This window comes from Kitasatospora sp. NPDC033851, from assembly GCF_055576085.1.
The window spans coordinates 66266-82368 of sequence record NZ_JBVIRL010000022.1; the positions used below are offsets into that span (position 1 = coordinate 66266).

Annotated in this window: 13 protein-coding genes and 2 pseudogenes; 5 read left to right on the forward strand and 10 right to left on the reverse strand. The window is 66.7% G+C overall.

Translation table 11 applies throughout. From position 1 onward, the window contains the following. The first annotated feature begins 2 nt into the window (after positions 1 to 2). From ACZ51D_RS32755 to ACZ51D_RS32765, 3 genes and pseudogenes are all read left to right on the forward strand, one after another. On the forward strand, positions 3 to 1730 hold the full coding sequence (locus ACZ51D_RS32755; RefSeq protein ID WP_465664295.1) for a discoidin domain-containing protein: 1728 nt from the start codon (positions 3 to 5) through the stop codon (positions 1728 to 1730). 264 nt (positions 1731 to 1994) lie between these two features. Beyond that, positions 1995 to 3323 (forward strand): IS110 family RNA-guided transposase, encoded by a 1329-nt coding sequence (locus tag ACZ51D_RS32760; RefSeq protein ID WP_465664296.1) that lies wholly within the window; start codon positions 1995 to 1997, stop codon positions 3321 to 3323. 179 nt (positions 3324 to 3502) lie between these two features. Further along, positions 3503 to 5041: pseudogene (locus ACZ51D_RS32765) on the forward strand (ISL3 family transposase). 515 nt (positions 5042 to 5556) lie between these two features. On the opposite strand, the gene ACZ51D_RS32770 reads toward ACZ51D_RS32765, so the two are convergent. The 5 genes and pseudogenes from ACZ51D_RS32770 to ACZ51D_RS32790 form a co-directional block, all read right to left on the reverse strand. Further along, positions 5557 to 5916: a hypothetical protein gene (locus tag ACZ51D_RS32770; protein ID WP_465664297.1), complete on the reverse strand. Its 360-nt coding sequence runs from the start codon at positions 5914 to 5916 to the stop codon at positions 5557 to 5559. A gap of 631 nt (positions 5917 to 6547) precedes the next feature. Further along, on the reverse strand, positions 6548 to 7603 hold the full coding sequence (locus ACZ51D_RS32775) for a terpene synthase family protein (protein ID WP_465664322.1): 1056 nt from the start codon (positions 7601 to 7603) through the stop codon (positions 6548 to 6550). A gap of 158 nt (positions 7604 to 7761) precedes the next feature. Then, positions 7762 to 7992: a cytochrome P450 gene (locus tag ACZ51D_RS32780; protein WP_465664323.1), complete on the reverse strand. Its 231-nt coding sequence runs from the start codon at positions 7990 to 7992 to the stop codon at positions 7762 to 7764. Positions 7993 to 8059: 67 nt separating this feature from the next. Further along, positions 8060 to 8779: pseudogene (locus tag ACZ51D_RS32785) on the reverse strand (cytochrome P450); the annotation flags it as partial. A 91-nt stretch (positions 8780 to 8870) separates the two neighbouring features. Next, the gene (locus tag ACZ51D_RS32790; protein WP_465664298.1) at positions 8871 to 9938 is read right to left on the reverse strand and encodes a polyprenyl synthetase family protein; all 1068 of its coding nucleotides are present in this window, start codon (positions 9936 to 9938) and stop codon (positions 8871 to 8873) included. Positions 9939 to 10293: 355 nt separating this feature from the next. On the opposite strand from ACZ51D_RS32790, the gene ACZ51D_RS32795 reads away from it, so the two are divergent. Beyond that, positions 10294 to 10497, forward strand: coding sequence for a hypothetical protein (locus ACZ51D_RS32795; RefSeq protein WP_465664299.1), 204 nt, complete (start codon positions 10294 to 10296; stop codon positions 10495 to 10497). 346 nt (positions 10498 to 10843) lie between these two features. Here the strand turns inward: ACZ51D_RS32795 and ACZ51D_RS32800 are convergent, their stop codons facing one another. The 5 genes from ACZ51D_RS32800 to gcvH all read right to left on the reverse strand — a co-directional run bounded on the left by ACZ51D_RS32800 (position 10844) and on the right by gcvH (position 15231). Continuing rightward, positions 10844 to 11515, reverse strand: a complete 672-nt coding sequence (locus ACZ51D_RS32800) for a hypothetical protein (protein WP_465664300.1) — start codon at positions 11513 to 11515, stop codon at positions 10844 to 10846. 392 nt (positions 11516 to 11907) lie between these two features. After that, positions 11908 to 12225, reverse strand: a complete 318-nt coding sequence (locus tag ACZ51D_RS32805) for a hypothetical protein (protein WP_465664301.1) — start codon at positions 12223 to 12225, stop codon at positions 11908 to 11910. A gap of 121 nt (positions 12226 to 12346) precedes the next feature. After that, a complete protein-coding gene (locus ACZ51D_RS32810; RefSeq protein ID WP_465664302.1) occupies positions 12347 to 13075 on the reverse strand; it encodes a peptidase inhibitor family I36 protein in 729 nt (242 codons plus the stop codon). Further along, on the reverse strand, positions 13056 to 13616 hold the full coding sequence (locus ACZ51D_RS32815; protein WP_465664303.1) for a hypothetical protein: 561 nt from the start codon (positions 13614 to 13616) through the stop codon (positions 13056 to 13058). Before ACZ51D_RS32815 ends, ACZ51D_RS32810 begins: the two co-directional genes overlap by 20 nt. Positions 13617 to 14559: 943 nt before the next feature. Beyond that, the gene (gene gcvH, locus ACZ51D_RS32820; protein WP_465664304.1) at positions 14560 to 15231 is read right to left on the reverse strand and encodes a glycine cleavage system protein GcvH; all 672 of its coding nucleotides are present in this window, start codon (positions 15229 to 15231) and stop codon (positions 14560 to 14562) included. Positions 15232 to 15450: 219 nt separating this feature from the next. On the opposite strand from gcvH, the gene ACZ51D_RS32825 reads away from it, so the two are divergent. Continuing rightward, positions 15451 to 16095, forward strand: a complete 645-nt coding sequence (locus tag ACZ51D_RS32825; protein ID WP_465664305.1) for a hypothetical protein — start codon at positions 15451 to 15453, stop codon at positions 16093 to 16095. Positions 16096 to 16103 lie beyond the last annotated feature (8 nt).

Genomic DNA, 16103 nt, shown 5'->3' on the forward strand with positions numbered 1-16103 from the left:
CCATGGCCGTGCACGCCCGCTCCACCACGACCCTGCTGAACTACGAACTCGAGACCGACCCCGACCCACTGACCGTCAGCACGCCATCAAATCAAGTGCTCGGCACGCTGATCCTCACCATGACCGTCAAGAACGCCCCGGTCTCCTGCAGCGGTATCACCTTCCGGCTCCCCATCGGCGATGAGCCGACTGACCTGACGACCAGCTGCGAAATCTCGCCCACCCCGGTGGGCGAGGACAGCGACAACTGGAAGGTCGACCAGGAGATGGAGGGCAACAAAGTCCTGGCCGTCACCATCGCACCCAGGTTGGGATCCGCCAATCTCACGGCAGACTGGCGGCTCACCCTGCGCATCGCCGGCTTTGCCGTGAACACCCAAGTGGGCACGTTCACCATCAGGATCGCCGAGGCGACCGAGGGTGAGGCGGACCGGCCAGCCGAGATCAGGAGGGACAAGCTCCCGAACGGCTTCTACCTGCGGAACCTGATGCCCAGCCGGGTCCTGGTGGAGAACGGTGAGAGCGTCGACCTGACCTGGCAGACATCCGGCGGCCCCAACACCGAGTACACGATGTACTGGGACCGCGAATCCGAACCGGTCAGCAACCGGACCACTTGGCCCTCACCGCCACTCCACCAGGCCACCGGCTTCATGCTGCAAGCCGTCGTCGACGACAACGGCATGAAACTCACCCACACCCTGACCACCACCGTCATGGTCACGCCCCAAGACCTGACCACACGTGACCTCACCGTCAACCGCACCCTCGACATCGGCAACGGCCCCGGCACCGCCACCACCCATCCCAGCCTCGGCTTCACCACCGGCCCACACGACGTCCGGTACCTGCCGTCCAACATGACCGACGGCAACCGGACCACGTACTACTGGAGCAAGAACAACCCCAAACCGAACGACTGGGTTCAGATCGACCTCGGCAGCCAACGCGACATCACCAAAATCGACATCTACCTCGGCGACCCCGAGGGCAACTTCAAACTGCCCAGCTGCGCCCTGGAAACCTCAACGGACGGGACCAGCTGGACCAACTACGCCACCATCCCGGCAGGTCAAGCCGAATATCACGGCACCACCACTCGCACCACCCGCTACGTACGCCTGAAAATGAACGTGGCGCACGGCTACCGCATCGCCATCCGCTCTTTCGAGATCACCACCACCCCCCGCGGCGCCACCATCACCCCTGACGACGCCGTCATCCACGCCCCCCTGGCTGTCAAGAGCACAGCCGCCTTCGACAACGACGTCACTGTCGTCGGAGACCTCGTCGTCACCGGAAAGGTCACCTTCCAAAACGACGTCACCATCGACGGCACGTTCACAGCTAACGGCGGCTCCGACGCCATCGGAAGCCCAAGGGTAGCCCTGGAACTCCGGGTCCGCTGTGGCCACGACAATCCCGGCGCTTACTCCTACCGAGAGTTCACGGCCAGGGGGTCTGGCTTCGTGTTTATCACTGCTCGAACTGAGACTAGTAGTCATGCGAATGTAGAAGTCAATTTCCCGTCATACTACAGCGCGTCGGAGTTCGTTCCGAGGTCCGATCAGTGGATGTCCCGCGTACTACCGGTTCAAGTTGGGGTTCCATTCAATCTCAAGGGCTCAGTTCCTCGTTCAGGTGTCGTCAATATCACCGTCTGGTGGATTCCTATTGGGAACGCAGAGTGTGTTGTGACGGACTCTGAAGACTGGACCGAGCCGATCTGAACCGCCCTGGGTTCTGTGGGGACTCGATTTCGTGTAAGTCCATTTGTCCCCGAGCGACGCCCTGCGTGCGTGAAAATCGGGGGCGGCGGCCGTCTGCTGACGTCGGCAAACCCTTGGGCCGGTGAGCCCGCGTGTAAGTCTGACGCCGGAGCCGGCCTGAGGGGCCACGCACTGTTGCCACGAGCACGCCGTTCAGACTCCCGTTCTCCCCTCCCGCTCCCGGACGGCCGCCGCCTGGCCGAGGGCTGCCGCGAAGGGGTGGATGTGGAAACCGAAGAGATCGAGGCGATCGAGGGGCTGGTCGAGCGGGTCGCTGCCATCGACGTGGCGAAGGCCTCGGGGATGGTGTGCATGCGCTTGCCACATCAGAGTCGGGAAGGCCGGCGAGTCCATGAAGTCTGGAATGTCGCCGCGACTACGAGTGCCGTCCTCGAACTGGGAGACCGACTGCTGTGCCAGGGCGTGACGCGGGTCGTGATGGAGGCCACCGGCTCGTACTGGAAGGTGTTCTTCTTCCTCCTGGAGGCCCGGGGCCTGGAGTGCTGGCTGGTCAATGCCCGCGAGGTCAAGAACGTCCCCGGCCGACCCAAGACGGACAAGCTCGACGCGGTCTGGCTTGCCAAGCTCGCCGAGCGCGGCATGCTGCGGCCGTCGTTCGTTCCGCCGAAGCCGGTGCGCCGGCTGCGGGATCTCACCCGGACCCGCACCGTGCTGACCGAGGAGCGCTCCAGGCACAAGCAGCGCGTCGAGAAGGTTCTGGAGGATGCCCAGGTCAAGCTGTCGACGGTTGCCACCGACATCTTGGGCGTCTCCGGACGGGCGATGATGGAGGCGATGATCGCTGGCGAACGCAACCCGCGCGTCCTGGCCCAGATGGCCAAGGGCCGGATGGCCGCCAAGACGGATGCTCTCGCATTGGCGCTGACCGGGCAGTTCGAAGAACACCATGCCTTCCTCTGCCGCACTTTGCTCGACAGCATCGACCACCTGACCACCCAGATCGACAAGCTCTCCGAGCGGATTGCCCGCGCCATCGAGGACCTGACCGCGCACGACGCCGGGACCACAGGCGACGACCGGACCCCAGTCGGTGACCGCACCCGGTCGACACTGGTCGACAGGCTCGACGCCATCCCCGGCATCGGGCCGACCACCGCCCAGGTCCTGCTGGCCGAACTCGGCCCGGACATGAGCGTCTTCCCCACTCCTGACCACCTGGCGTCATGGGCGAAGCTGTGTCCGCGCACCATCCAGTCGGGCACCAAGACCGCCACCGTACGGACCGGCAAAGGCAACCCATGGCTCAAGGGCGTACTCGGCGAAGCGGCGATGGCCGCCTCGCGCACCGATACCGTCCTCGGCGCCCGCTACCGACGCATCGTCAAACGCCGAGGCCATAAGAAGGCCCTGGTCGCGGTCGCCCGCACGATGCTGGTCATCGTCTGGCACCTCATCAACGACCCAGCCACCGAATACACGGACCTCGGTCCTGACTACCATCAGCGCCTGATCGACCCGACCCGCCGAACCCGTGACCTGGTCCGTCAGCTGGCAGCCCTCGGACACCAAGTCACCCTCACTCCCGCAGCCTGACCGCAGCTCTTGCAGCCTCCGGGCCGGCCGACGCCGTCCGGGCGATGACGCCTGCTCCGCTGACCTTGAATTTTCCGTTCAGGATTGGAGTTATGGCGCGTCCTTCGGGAGTGTCAAGTTTTTGGCTCTGTCCCGTAACCGGCGGTAGCGAAGTGTGACGGCCGTCGTTGGCATGGCGTGTGCGTGATGTCAACGAGCTTGTGAGTGCGGTGTTTTCGGGACTGTCGGTCCTCCTCGTCGAGGCCGTGACGGACGAAGGCGAGGTCATCCGAGTGTCGGCACGGCCCCGGGACGATCCGGCGCCGTGGCTGGTGTGCGGGCAGCCGCCGGTGCGGGTGCATGGCTTTCATCAGCGGACGGTGGCGGATGTGCCGGTGGATGCTCGGCGGGTCGTGGCGTCGGTGCGGGTCCGGCGCCTGGTCTGCCCGGTGCTCGGCTGCCCGCGGCAGACGTTCCGTGAGCAGGTTCCCGGCGTCGTGGAGCGCTACCAGCGTCGCACCGGCCGTTTGGCCGACCAACTCGGCTCTGTGGTCAAGGAGTTAGCGGGTCGGGCGGGCGCCTGCCTCTCCCGTGCGCTGGCTTGCGCGATCTCCCGCTCGACCGCCCTGCGCATGCTCATGCGCAGGGCGGCACCGCCGCAGCGCGGGTCCCGCGCATGCTCGGCATCGATGACCTCGCCCTCAAGCGCCGGCACCGCTACGCCACCGTGATCATCGACGCACTGGCCGGCGAGCGGATCGACGTCCTGCCCGACCGCACCGCCCAGACCCTGGTCGCGTGGCTGCGCGAGCATCCCGGGGCCGAATACGTCTGCCGCGACGGTTCCGGTTCCTATGGCGAGGCGATCCGCCAGGCCCTCCTCGAAGCGGTGCAGGTCAGCGACGGGTGGCACCTTTGGAGCAACCTGTGTGGCAAGGTCCTGGCTGAGGTCCGCTCCCACGCCGCCTGCTGGGCCACCGCTGTGAACGCCGCCCGGCCCGGGGGCGTACGCGAGCAGACCACCCGCGAGCGCTGGCAGTGGGTCCACAATCTGCTCGACCAAGGCGTCGGCCTGCTCGAATGCGCCCGCCGCCTCGATGTCGCCATGAACACCGTCAAGCGGTACGCCCGCATGAAGGAGCCCACCGGCGACCGCCGCGCACCCCGCTACAAGCCCACGCTCGTCGACCCCTGCGACGACCTGCGCGCCCGCCGCGCGGAAGACCCGGCCGTCCCTGTCCTCCAACTCTTCAGGGAGATAAATGAGTTGGGCTATACCGGGAGCCTCAATCTGCTCTACCGCTACATCACCCAGGTCCGCGCCGAGGGCGACAAACCGGTCACCGCCACGCAGCGTTTCGCCCGCCTCCTGCGCACCCGCCCCGAGAACCTGCGCAACAAGGACACCGCAATACTGCGGGAACTCACCGAAGCTCTGCCCAGAGCTGACCGAACTCGCCCGCCTCACCGGCGAGTTCACTCAGCTACTGACCCCAGCCGAGGGCAACGACGCCAAACTCACCGACTGGATCACCACGGTTCGTGCCGCCGACCTGCCCCACCTGCACTTCTTCGTCAACGGCCTCGAACTCGATCGCGCCGCCGTCGACGCCGGCCTTGCCCTCCCGTACCACAACGGCCGCACCGAGGGCGTCAACACGCGAACCAAGAGGATCACGAGGCAGATGCACGGCCGAGCCGAGTTCCCCCTGCTCCGCCACCGCATCCTCCTCCAGTGATCACTACACAGCACTACCACCGGTTACGGAACGGAGCCAAAAACCGTACAGTCCCGCGTCCGGTGCGGCCCCGGATGTCTTGCCCGCCAGTTGCATCCAGCACTCGCAAAATTCAGCATTCGGTGATTCATTTGACCCGCTGCCGTCCACCGTCTCCGCAGTGACCCCGGCGTCATCGCACCCCGGGTGGAGTAGATATGTCCGTAGGCCACCGGGAACAGCTCCTTGTTTTTGCTTTGGTCGCGCATCGGCCGCAGGCGCAGGAGCGCGAAGGTGTTGGTCGCGGTGAGATGGGTCAGGTGCAGTGGCGCGACGGATCACGATGCCGCCGCTACCCAGTGCGGATGAAGACCCTTGGCGAGCGTCGGGCGGAGCCGGAGATCGGCGATCAAGGTCGTGACCTGGTCGGATGATTCATCGGCACTCGCAGAGCCCGAGGTCGCTGGCACGACTTGATCGCCGCAGCCCCTGATGTCCGGGAGCTAGCGGACGAGTATGAACGGACCTCGCGCAGGTCAGCCGGTCGGTCCGACCGTCTTCTTCTTCTGAAATGGAGATGCCTCCTGCCCGAGGACGGCGTCGATCTTGTACCCGGAGCTGGAGACGTGCTCTCCAAGAGCCACCAGGTGGAACTCGTTGCCCTTGAAGAAGTGGAAGAGCGTGACGGTCGCCTTCCCAGGAACCCCGGCGCTGGAGTGGCGAACATTCACCTTCTCGCCATCGACCTCGTGGTTCCCACTGTCCTTCCCCTTGCCGTCGAAAGCGTCGTTGAGCGCCAAGCCCAGAGCGTTGTAGCGTCCGCTGTCGATGTACGTTTTCAGGTCTGCCTGGGCATCCGTCTGCTTGCTGTACTTCTTCAACACCGTTGTCGGCATACCGACTCCTCAAGGAACGTAGTGCGATCCGTAGATCAACACAGGCTGATGTCCCTGCCGAACTCCGCGGCTCGGAAGGATCGTTGGAGTCACATGATTTCCCGGACCAGCCCCGGCCGGTAGGGTGCGCCGGTCGGATGACCGGGTACCAGCCAACTCTCGCGCGCACTGCAACTGCCCCCGTCGGCACGGAATGCGGACTACCAGCACGCCAAGAGCCCAGGAAGAGCCCGGGTTTGTCGCTGACGGCACACAGAACGGCCGATAGTGACCGCCGGTGCCAGCAGAAGCATGCAGAGGTGCCGACCGCTCACCTGGCCCTGCGCCACACCGTTGCCCGACGCAATGGAAGGCGAGCGTAGTGCTCCACACTGGGTTCACCGGTTGTGAGCTGGGGTTTCGTCGGGTGATCAGCCTGCTCGGTGGTACTCCGTTAATGAGGAGGCCGGCGACCGCTCGTTGGCCTTCAATCCGGGCTGCTGGCGGTGCAAAGACGGTGGAATGGACTAACGCCGCGCTGTCGACCACTCGTTCGGGGTGCTCGACGGCGGGAACATCCCAGGCGAGACCCCCGCAACTCCACCGGCCCGGCCGTTCTCAGGTCCTTCGCCGGGGTCGGTCTGTTCCTGGCTTAGCGCTTGAGGTGGTCCCACCACCAGGCGACGGTCGGGTAGGGGAGCGGTGTGGTGCTGGGGTCGCTGGGATTGTCGACGCGGGTGACGGCGTGAGGGGAGTCGGGCAGCAGGTAGCGGGCGGTTGTCATGGCGAAGTTGATGTTTCCGCTGGCCATGCGGTCGAGCCCGGTCAGGTAGTGGCGCAGGTCGTCGTCGCCTTCGGCGAGGAGGTCCTCGCGTAAGCGGAGGTACAGGGACATCATGCGGTCGCGGACGGCGACGGCCTCGGTGACGGCCTGCTCGAAGGTGTAGCCGGGATGGTCGCGTCGGATCGCGTCGAACAGGTTGTGCTTCCTGACCGGCAGATCGCGCTCCCGGAGGTAGGAGTAGCGGTCGTTGTCCAGGACGCTGGCGAGCATGCTGGCCTCCGCGGCCGCGCGGACCGCGGGACGGGCCCATTGCCGTTCGCTGAGCTCGATGCCCTCGGCGGCGTCCATGAAGGAGGCCGCGGCACTTGCCCCGCCTGACCCGACTCGCATGGCCAGGTAGTCGTTGACCGAGAGCGTGTCACCCCGTTCCAGAAGGCTTGCCTCCCACGTCATCTGGTAGAGCCACTGGCACTGGCCTGCGGCGAAGCGCTCCCATTGGACCGGTGTCAGCAGACTCCGCAGACGAAGGGTCACCTCTCGCAGGGCGACGTCGGTGGGGGCGGTGGCCTCGCACCACGAGTGCGGTGAGCGGAAGGTGCGCTCCCAGCGCCCCATGGAGGCGAGGATGTCCCGTACCGGTCGGCCCGATCCGGTCAGCTCGTTGGGGGTCCAGGCCCACGCGTTGTAGTCGGAGAAGCCTTGCCCGATCTCTCCGGTCGCGTGCGGAAGGGCGTGCGCGGTGAAGGTGGCGCCGGTCAGGGCGAGCATCGTGGTCTGCCGGGCGTCGCCTTCGCCGAGATCGAACCGCTGAGCCCAGGCCAGGGTTCTCTCTCGCGTGCGCTTGGCGTCGGGGCTGATCTCTGCGGTGAGCGGGCTGTAGAAGGACAGCAGTTGGGCCATCACGTCGTTCGACGTTTCGGTCACGAGCTTCTCCTCACGCGGTCGGATCCGTGCGTTTTGGCTTGGCGGTTGGGCAGAGCCGTGTCGAGTGGGGTCGGGCTCGGTGCGTCCTTGGTGTGTCGGTCGGCGATCACCGGGCCGGGCGCGGCTGTTGACCGGCGCGGCATGTTCTAGCCCCGGCGTCAGTCCCGGCACGTGGCTGTGGGCCGTCGTGGGTGGAGGCGCAGGAGGAGTCGGCGGGGGCGGGGGACGACTGCCAGCGGGGACGGACGGATGCCTGGCCCGGGGATGTGTTCGGCGCGCCACTGGCCGGCGATCGTCGCAAGGGTGAGGGTGGCTTCGTGCATGGCGTAGGTGTCGCCGATGCATTTGCGGGCGCCGCCGCTGAAGGCGGTGAAGGCGCCGCTGGGCAGGGCTGCAGGTCAGTGCGGTGGCGACGGGTTCGGTCCCGGCCAGGAGGAAGCTGGTGATCTCGTCGCTGATCCGCCGCTCGTCCAGGGACGTGTCCCCGGCCTGGCGGGCTTCTGCCAACGTGGCGAGCATGCCTGTCGAGTGGTCGCGGGTCAGGCGGTCGGCGGTGGCGTGCAGGTGCGTGATCGCCTGTCGGTAGCGGTGGTTGGTCGGCAGGGGGAGCTGCTGAAGCGATCGCGGGATGAGCACCCGCAGGCCGATCCCGCCGGTGACCATGGTGAACGCGTGCTGGAGGTCGTCGAGGTCGCGGTCGTCGAGGGTGGCGGAGAACAGGGTGTGGGACACGATGCGCAGGCTGAGGCGGGACGGTACCGGGAGGGCGTCGATGACCTGGCTCGGGTGCCAGGAGTGGGACAGGGCGGTGATCTCCTGTTCCATGACCGGGCTGTACTGCTTGAGGGCGGCCGGGGTGAAGGCGGGCTGGAGGAGCCTGCGTGCTGTGCGGTGGTCCTGGTGCGGGCAGATGATCAGGCCGCCACCGACGATGTCGCGACCCCGGTCGAAGAGGGGGCCGCCCGTGTCGAAGGTGCGGTCGTCGGTGAGGACGGTCCACAGGAGTTCGGGATGGCAGGGCAGGTAGGCGGGTTGTGGTCCGAGTCGGATCTCCACGAGGTCGCTGTGGGCCGACAGGGACTCCGTGAACGCGAAGGGCCGCCGCATGAGCTGTCCCGCATGGCCGATCAGGGGCAGGGCTGTGGGCGCACGTCCTGTGGTGACGGTGGTCGTCATGGACGGCTTCTCCTGTGATGCGGTCCGGTCCCCGCCCGGGGTGCTGGGTTGGCCGGCGTACGGTGCGCGGGTGTCGCGGCGGGGGACCGATTCACACGAGAGTCCGCAGGGTCTGCTCAGGGGTGGGCCGGGTGAGCAGCGACAGCGCCTGGATGTGGGCGGTGGCGGGGAGCTGGGAGAGGGTGTCGCGCGCCAGCTGGGCGTGGTGGTCGGCCATCGCGCGGGCGGCGTCGAGCGCGCCGCTCTCCTTGAGTAGGGCGCGCATCCGGTGCAGGGCGATCTGCGGGTCGGCTTCGTCGAGCAGGGTGTGGCGCAGGGCTGCGCGGCCGGCCGGGTCGGCTCGCTGGTGGGCGAGGAGGACGGGCAGGGTGGGGCAGTGGTTGCGCAGGTCGCTGTCGGCGGGTTTGCCCATCAGGTGGGCGATGGCCGGGTCGTAAGGCAGCAGGTCGTCGCGGATCTGGAAGCAGATGCCGAGGTGCTCGCCGAAGGCCCCGAGGAGGTCCGTGGTGGGGGTGTCGCCGCCGCCGAGGATGGCACCGATGCGGCAGGCGGCCCCCAGCAGGACGGCGGTCTTGCTCCGGGCCATCGCCAGGTAGTCGTCGACCGAGCGGTCCAGGTCGCCTCGCATCGCCAACTCCTCGAACGCGCCCCGGCAGATTGCCGTGCCGGTGTCGGCCTGTACGGCCATGGCGCGCGCTATGCGCTCGGCGGGCACACCGCGGCCGGCGCACTCCGCGAGCGCCGCGAACCACGAGAAGAACAGGGCGTTGCCCGCGACGATGGCCCGCGCGGGCCCGAACGCGGTGTGCACGGCCGCTCGGCCGCGCCGCCAGCTGTCGCCGTCGATGATGTCGTCGTGCATCAGACTGCCGACGTGAACACCCTCGATCCCGGCCGCGGCCGGCAGCACCGCGCGCAACTCCCCACCCACCGCCAGCGCCGCATGCACCACCAACAGGGGCCGCAAGAGCTTGCCCCGCGGGAACATCGCATACCGGTGCACCGCGTCCACCCCAGTCACACCGTCCGGCCACCGGCGAGCGAACTCCGCCTCCAGCAGATCTACGACCTCCTCCGGGTTCCCCGGAGAAGCCGCAATCCACTGCTCCCCTGGCCGCCTGGGTACGGGTACCGGGTCGTGGCTTGGCAGTTCGGTCACGTGTAGGGCCCCTCATCAGCCGCTTGCATGAACGTTTCTGCTTGCCGGCTCACACCAACACACCCCACCGTCACGCGGGAACGGCTCGCGCCTGCGCATTGGAGCACGGAGTCGACCACCATTCGCGCCTCGCGCTTCCACACCATCTCTTCAGGGGGTTTGGGAGAGCTCGCAGCACGCTACGCCCCGCCTCGTTCGGACTCCGGGGTGGCGGACGGCGCCATGGCGCACCCGCGCTGGTCGAAGCCGGCATCGGCCAGCGCAAGCCCCCATCGCGCACGTCCAGTCGATCGCCCGCACTACCACCATCGCCGCGGCCTGCCGGTCTGCCAGGTGCTCGGAAAACGGCGACACGGTGATCAAGGTCAATGCCCTCGGCGACGGACCCGGCACCCCGTGCACACCGAAGGCTTTCGCGAACGGCTCGTCAGCGAAGACCTTGGCAGGCCGCTCCCGCACCCGCATCGCCAGCGTCCTCTGTGGAAAGGCCGCAGCCGCCATCCTTGACCAGGCCAACGCCTTCACCACCCTGTCCATCCGGACAACCCGCGCGCGCTGACGCGCGAGGCGTACCGGCAGGCATCCGCCACGGCTGCGGCGACGCTCACCGACCTGATCAAGGTCGGCTCCGTGCGGGACACGGCACTTCCCGGCCCCGCCGGCAACATCCCGGTGTGAAGGTGTTCGTCCGCAACTACGACGGGCTGATCCATGGCTTCCTGGACACGTTCACCGTCTCGCCCGCCGACGCCGCCGGGCGACGAGCTGTACACCCACCTCAAGCACCGGCTCAGCGCCACGGCCTGTGCCCAGGCATCGTCCGACCGCCAGGCGAACTACCAGGAACGGCAGTGGTGTTCCTCGTGTCCGGGTCGCACCCCGGCTCGGACACGAGGCCCGGAGAGCTAGGCCAGCAGTTGCCCGACGTTGATGTTCATTCCTTGCAGCTGGACGTATTCGGTCTTGTCGCCAGAAGCCGAGATGGTCCCGAGGGAGATCGGCGCCTGCAACTGGTAGAGGGCTCCGCCGGTAGGCGATCCGTCGGGGTTCATCCCCTGGGGCGGCGGCGGGAACTGGGAAAGGTTGGCGACGAGCTTCGCTGGCTGCAAGGTCACGTATGTGAACGGCCCCGCGGTATCCCCGGACCGTTCGAAGGTCAAGTCCATAGTCTCAAGCCACGTTTCAGTGAACCCGCCGGGAGTGAGAGACAGGATGCTCTGTGGGCTGACAGCAATGTCCGCAGACTTGAGGGTGACCTTGCCGAATAGGGGATGGGCTGACTCCATCGTGAGATCGAGGGTCTGGAGTCGAACGAACGAATCGCCACCCGCCAAGACCTTCACGACTCGGGAGCCGATGAAGTTCAGCACCGGCAGCGGCGGCGGCTGGTCGACGAACAGCGTGGCGCCGAATGCGTTCAGGCTGAGGTTGACGGTCTGCCCGATCTGCGGGAGCCCCACCTGGGCCGCCGACCGCGGGACGGCGGCGGCGCGAGTGGCCTGAGCCGCGAGCAGACCGATACCGACGGCCGCCGTAGCGTGCCTGAGCAGACCGCGGCGGCTGAGCGAAGTTGTCATGCCGGTGATTGTCGCTCTGCCGAGGTCCCATCCGGCCATGCTCCGCCACCGCGTCCCTCTTATGAGTGACGGGTTGGGTGGGCGGAGTCAACTCCCGTTCCACTGCCCGTTCCATGTGCGACGACCATGCCTTTTCGAGTCGGATGAACGCCGCCGAGAGCCTCGTGCGCACCCTGGTCGGCTGCGGGATCCAGGTGTGTCGCCAACCCGGGCTCTACCTTTCGGGTCATCGGATGCCCGGCCTGTGGGGGGATCACGGATGGGGCCGCACCACCCCGGTGGCAGCCGATCTGCGCGCCCTTCCTCGCCAGGCCCGCCACGGACCTGGCGAAGACTGCTGCAACCCTTGACGCCCCAGGCTGGGTTGGGCGGTCCGTTCTCTTGGGGTGCCTCTACGGTTCGAGTTCCAGGCACAGTCCGACCTGGTGGCCGCCGGCCCTGCTCTGCACGGGTGTCAGAGCGCCGGTGCCGTCGGTGGTCACCGGCACCGAGGTGGTGGCCAGCAGGTTGTATGCCTGGGCGAGTTCGACCAGGGCGCTGGATGCCTGTCCGGGCTGCTTATCGACCACGGTGCGGGCCTCTTGGGCGATTGCGGCAAGGAGGGCTTCGCGCGCCTCGATGGCGGCGGGTACCTCCCGTACCTTGACCGCGGTCGGCGGCTGGCCGGACTCAGCGGGAATTTGGGTGGGTGTGATGTCGTGGAGTTCCATAAATTCCCCGTGGTCGAGGCGATGAGTGTCTGACCGGGCAGGCGGCAGCGTCCGGATCGTGGCAGCCGGACGAGGACGAGGTCAGCCGGACGGCTGACCTTCATTCCCGTCCAGGCACTCCTTACCCGAGGTGCTGGGCGTTCAGGCTCGTGAGGTGTTCGTGGGCGCGGTCTTCGTTCGGGTAGAGGACTTGGATGTCGATGAGGAGGTCAGTGCCGGGGTCAATGCTGTGCCCGCCGCCTTCGGGGGAGGCGAGCAGGACGCTGCCGTCGGTGCCGTCGCTCAGGACCTGACCCCAGAAGACGTCGGTGAAGCCCTTGTACAGGGCAGTCCCCTCGGGCAGGTCCCCGAAGCCGAGGGCCCATTTCACGACGCGCGTCTCCTCGGCACGTACCGTGATCCGGTAGGAGTAGATCCACTTCTGGGTCTCCCAGTCCTGCCACTTGCTGAGGAAGGACTGCTCGACGACCAGGTTTCCCAGGAAGGGGGCCGCGAGCGCCGACTGGGCCTGGTCGTTCCAGCTGCCGTTCGGACTGTCGGCCATGGCGATCCGCGCCAGGTTCGCGATCGAGGACCTCCGGTCCACCGGCAGCGAATGCCCCCGCTGGTCGGCGGCCGAGAAGAGCGCGTTGTCCTCGTCGGTCTTGTTGACGACGCTGCTCACCCCGTCACTGCTGTGGTCGAAGCCATAGGCGGAGAAGTCGTTGACGTATGTGCCCAACGGAATGGCCAGGATCTTGTCACCGCTCCCCCCGGCGTTGAAGTTGACGTGCCGGTAGAGGCAGAAGCTTCCCTCGGGGCACGCCTCTTCTCCCTTGCCGTGGATCAACTTAGCCTGCTCGTCGCTCATCGTGTCTGCCTTCCTGCTCACGAGGTATGGGGTGTCGTGCTGATCGCGACAGCGCGCTGTGGGTGAGGGTGACGGGGAACTGCAGCAGCGTGGCGACAACCTGGCCGGCCGTGCTGCCGGCCCGCACGTGGTCGACAGGCTGCTGGAGCTGGAACACATCGCCCCGCGGCGGGAAGACGGTGAGGTTGTCGTTGATCAGGGTGGCTGTCTGGGTGTTGGACAGCTCGATTCTCCCGCCACCGCCCGGGGGCTCCTCGATCGACATCGTCCAGTCCAGGAACAGGGTGGCGCGCAAGGTCCGGTCCGAGACGGCCTCCAGCAGGCTCAACGGCGTGGTGTCGTTGTTGGACTGGGCGATGGTGACCCCGCCGACGTCGGACGTGTCGGCCGTCATCCCGAAACCGAGGACCCTGATCCTCACGCCGCCCAGGCCCGCCCCGAGGTCGTCCTCCACCCGGACCTTGCACCAGCCCGTCGGGTCCAGGGCGACGGTTCCCATGTCGCCGAGCTTCAACGCTGCGTTGACCGCGGAGGCGCGCATCGTGAATTCCAAGCCGATCGGGGGCAGGTCCCTTGGGTACGGCACGAGTTCTCCAGCCGGTTGTCGTCGGCCGGCCGCGCATGATCGCAGCCGACTCCCTTTGCGCCACTACCCAGAGAACCAGTATGCAAACACTGCGTAATCAAGCCGTGTGTGCGGTCGGGCCCGGCCCGCCCTCCTGGGGGGTGAGCACTCCCACCCGGTTGTGCGGCGGTGGGTCGGTTGCGGCGTGTTCTTCGGCGTTCGCTCATTGGTAGGCGTGCGTCCATAGCGTTCGCCACCGTTCTGCTGACTGTTCATCAGATAGTGCAAGCTCATGCTTGTCGGCCGGTTGGGCCAGATGGGCGTGGTTACGCTCGGTCGCACCGTCCGAAGGAGGACGGCAACCCCGTCGCGTGCTGCATGTGCCCAGACCGTTTTGGTCGTCATGCGCTGGTGCGGATCACGCTCGGGCAGTTCCCATGGGAGTGGACATGAGTTCTGTAGGTCATAAGACCATCGCGGTGAAGGCCGCGGCTTGGTGTCGCTGGGTGCGGGGAGCGGTCTCACCGCGTCTGCGACCACCCCGTCGGCCACGTCGTGCAGCAGCGGGGCGCAATGCCTGAGCAGTACGAAGCGACTCGGCAGCCGAGCGGAGGCCCGGTATCCGAGGCATGGCGACACGACTCACGTGCGGCCCCCGCTGCCTATCCGCGACCAGCCGGCCCGCTTCGCAGCCTTCTTACTGGTCGAGCGATCCCGGCCACGGTCCGATCCCGTCGACGGCTAGGTTTGCGCGGTTGGCATCTCACGGGTTGATGCGTGCACGATTGAGCGACTTGCATGGCCGGTGAGTGTGAGAATTGGCCGGGCTCGCATTCAGGGCAGGTAGCGACTGTACGCCAAGGCCGCCAGCTCCGACGGAGTGGCGGCCTCCCTGGTGCCGAGCACCCCTACGCCTCGATCACGCCTGGCCCTTGATCATGGCGGCGTACGCATTTTCGTCCATCAGGCTGTTGAGCTCTGCCGCGTCGTTCACCTTCATCTTGAACATCCACCCAGCTCCCATGGGGTCTTCATTGACCTTGCCCGGTTCATCGGCCAAGGTCTCGTTGATCTCGGTAACCGTGCCGGCCACCGGCATCATGACCTGACTCGCCGCCTTGACCGACTCGATGACAACTGCTTCATCGCCCTTGGCGAGCGCGGCTCCGACTGCGGGCAACTGGACGAACACCAGGTCCCCGAGGTGGGTTTGGGCGAAGTCCGTGAGACCGATGGTGACCATCCCATCGTCTTCCATTCGCAGCCACTCGTGCTCCACGGTGTACTTGACCTGCGACATGCGTCTCCCTGTATTTTCATCTGCTCTTCGAAGGGCATCCGGTGCCGCCACGGATGTCCTGCCCACCAGTTGCATCCGGCACTCGCAAAAATCAGCATTCGGTGATTCATTTGACCTGCTGCCGTCCACCGTCTCGGCGGTGGCCCGGACGTCATCGCACCCCGGGTGGAGTGGATATGTCCATAGGCCACCAGGAATGGCTCCCTTGTCTTTGTTTTGGTCGCTCATCGGCCGCAGGCGTAGGAGCGCGAAGGTGTTGGTCGCGGTGAGATGGGCCAGGTGCAGCAGCACGACAGATCATGATGGCGCCGCTACCCGGTGCAGATGAAGACCCTGGTGGGCGTCGGGCGGAGCCGGAGACCGGCGATCAAGGCCGTGACCTGGTCGGATGATTTATCGGCACCCGCACTACTGGTGGAGTGACTGTCAATGCCTCCGGGAGATCGGTAACCGTTCGAGTGAACTTGGGTCAGATCGTTGCGTGGACTGGCGTTGTGGTAGCCCATGCTGATGGCCCTCGAAGAAGGGGCTCTCATGCGTCGTCGTACCGTGGCGATTGCCGCCATCGCCGCTGTGTCCACTGCTGTTGTGAGCGTGTCCGTTGCCGTGGCTGTGGGGGCTGAGGTTCCCGTGAACGGTGCCGTCATGTGGTGTCTGTCTCGTGCTGCCGCAGAGCAGTTGGAGACCAGCGGTGTCACGATGTCGGCTGCTGCCCCGGCAACCCTCGATTCCTCCGGGGCGACGCCGTGTGTGCGGCTGCCGATGAAGGGAAAGATCAGCCTTGATGCGTCCTCGGGACATGGGACGTTCGACGGCGCGATCTCGTTCACCCGGTCGGCAGACGGACGGAGCCTGCGCCTCACACAGGCCTCGGGCGATCTGACAGCCCGCAAGGTCTACGCCGACGTGGGAGTCGACGACGAACCGTCCCGCACGGTGAACTTGACGACATACACCCTGGACATGAGGAACATCACAGTCATTCCTCCTTCTCTCGGCTCCGCCGGGGCTGTCGAGGGAAAGCCCTTCGACACACCGCTCACCGACAGCGGAGCGGCCGCCTTCGCCCGAGCGTTCGGCGCTCCGCCGGTACCCAGCGGAGACAGTCTGGCCACGATCGAGGGCCGCGTCGACGCGGCTTCCGTACTGGGCTAGCGCGGATC

Bases quoted from the DNA above. Each gene is read 5' to 3' on its own strand.
- ACZ51D_RS32770 (WP_465664297.1), bottom strand. From the start codon at position 5,916: ATGCCGACAACGGTGTTGAAGAAGTACAGCAAGCAGACGGATGCCCAG.
- ACZ51D_RS32815 (WP_465664303.1), bottom strand. From the start codon at position 13,616: ATGCGCGCCTCCGCGGTCAACGCAGCGTTGAAGCTCGGCGACATGGGA.
- ACZ51D_RS32805 (WP_465664301.1), bottom strand. From the start codon at position 12,225: ATGGAACTCCACGACATCACACCCACCCAAATTCCCGCTGAGTCCGGC.
- ACZ51D_RS32825 (WP_465664305.1), top strand. From the start codon at position 15,451: ATGGCCCTCGAAGAAGGGGCTCTCATGCGTCGTCGTACCGTGGCGATT.
- ACZ51D_RS32810 (WP_465664302.1), bottom strand. From the start codon at position 13,075: ATGAGCGACGAGCAGGCTAAGTTGATCCACGGCAAGGGAGAAGAGGCG.
- ACZ51D_RS32755 (WP_465664295.1), top strand. From the start codon at position 3: ATGGCCGTGCACGCCCGCTCCACCACGACCCTGCTGAACTACGAACTC.
- ACZ51D_RS32800 (WP_465664300.1), bottom strand. From the start codon at position 11,515: ATGACAACTTCGCTCAGCCGCCGCGGTCTGCTCAGGCACGCTACGGCG.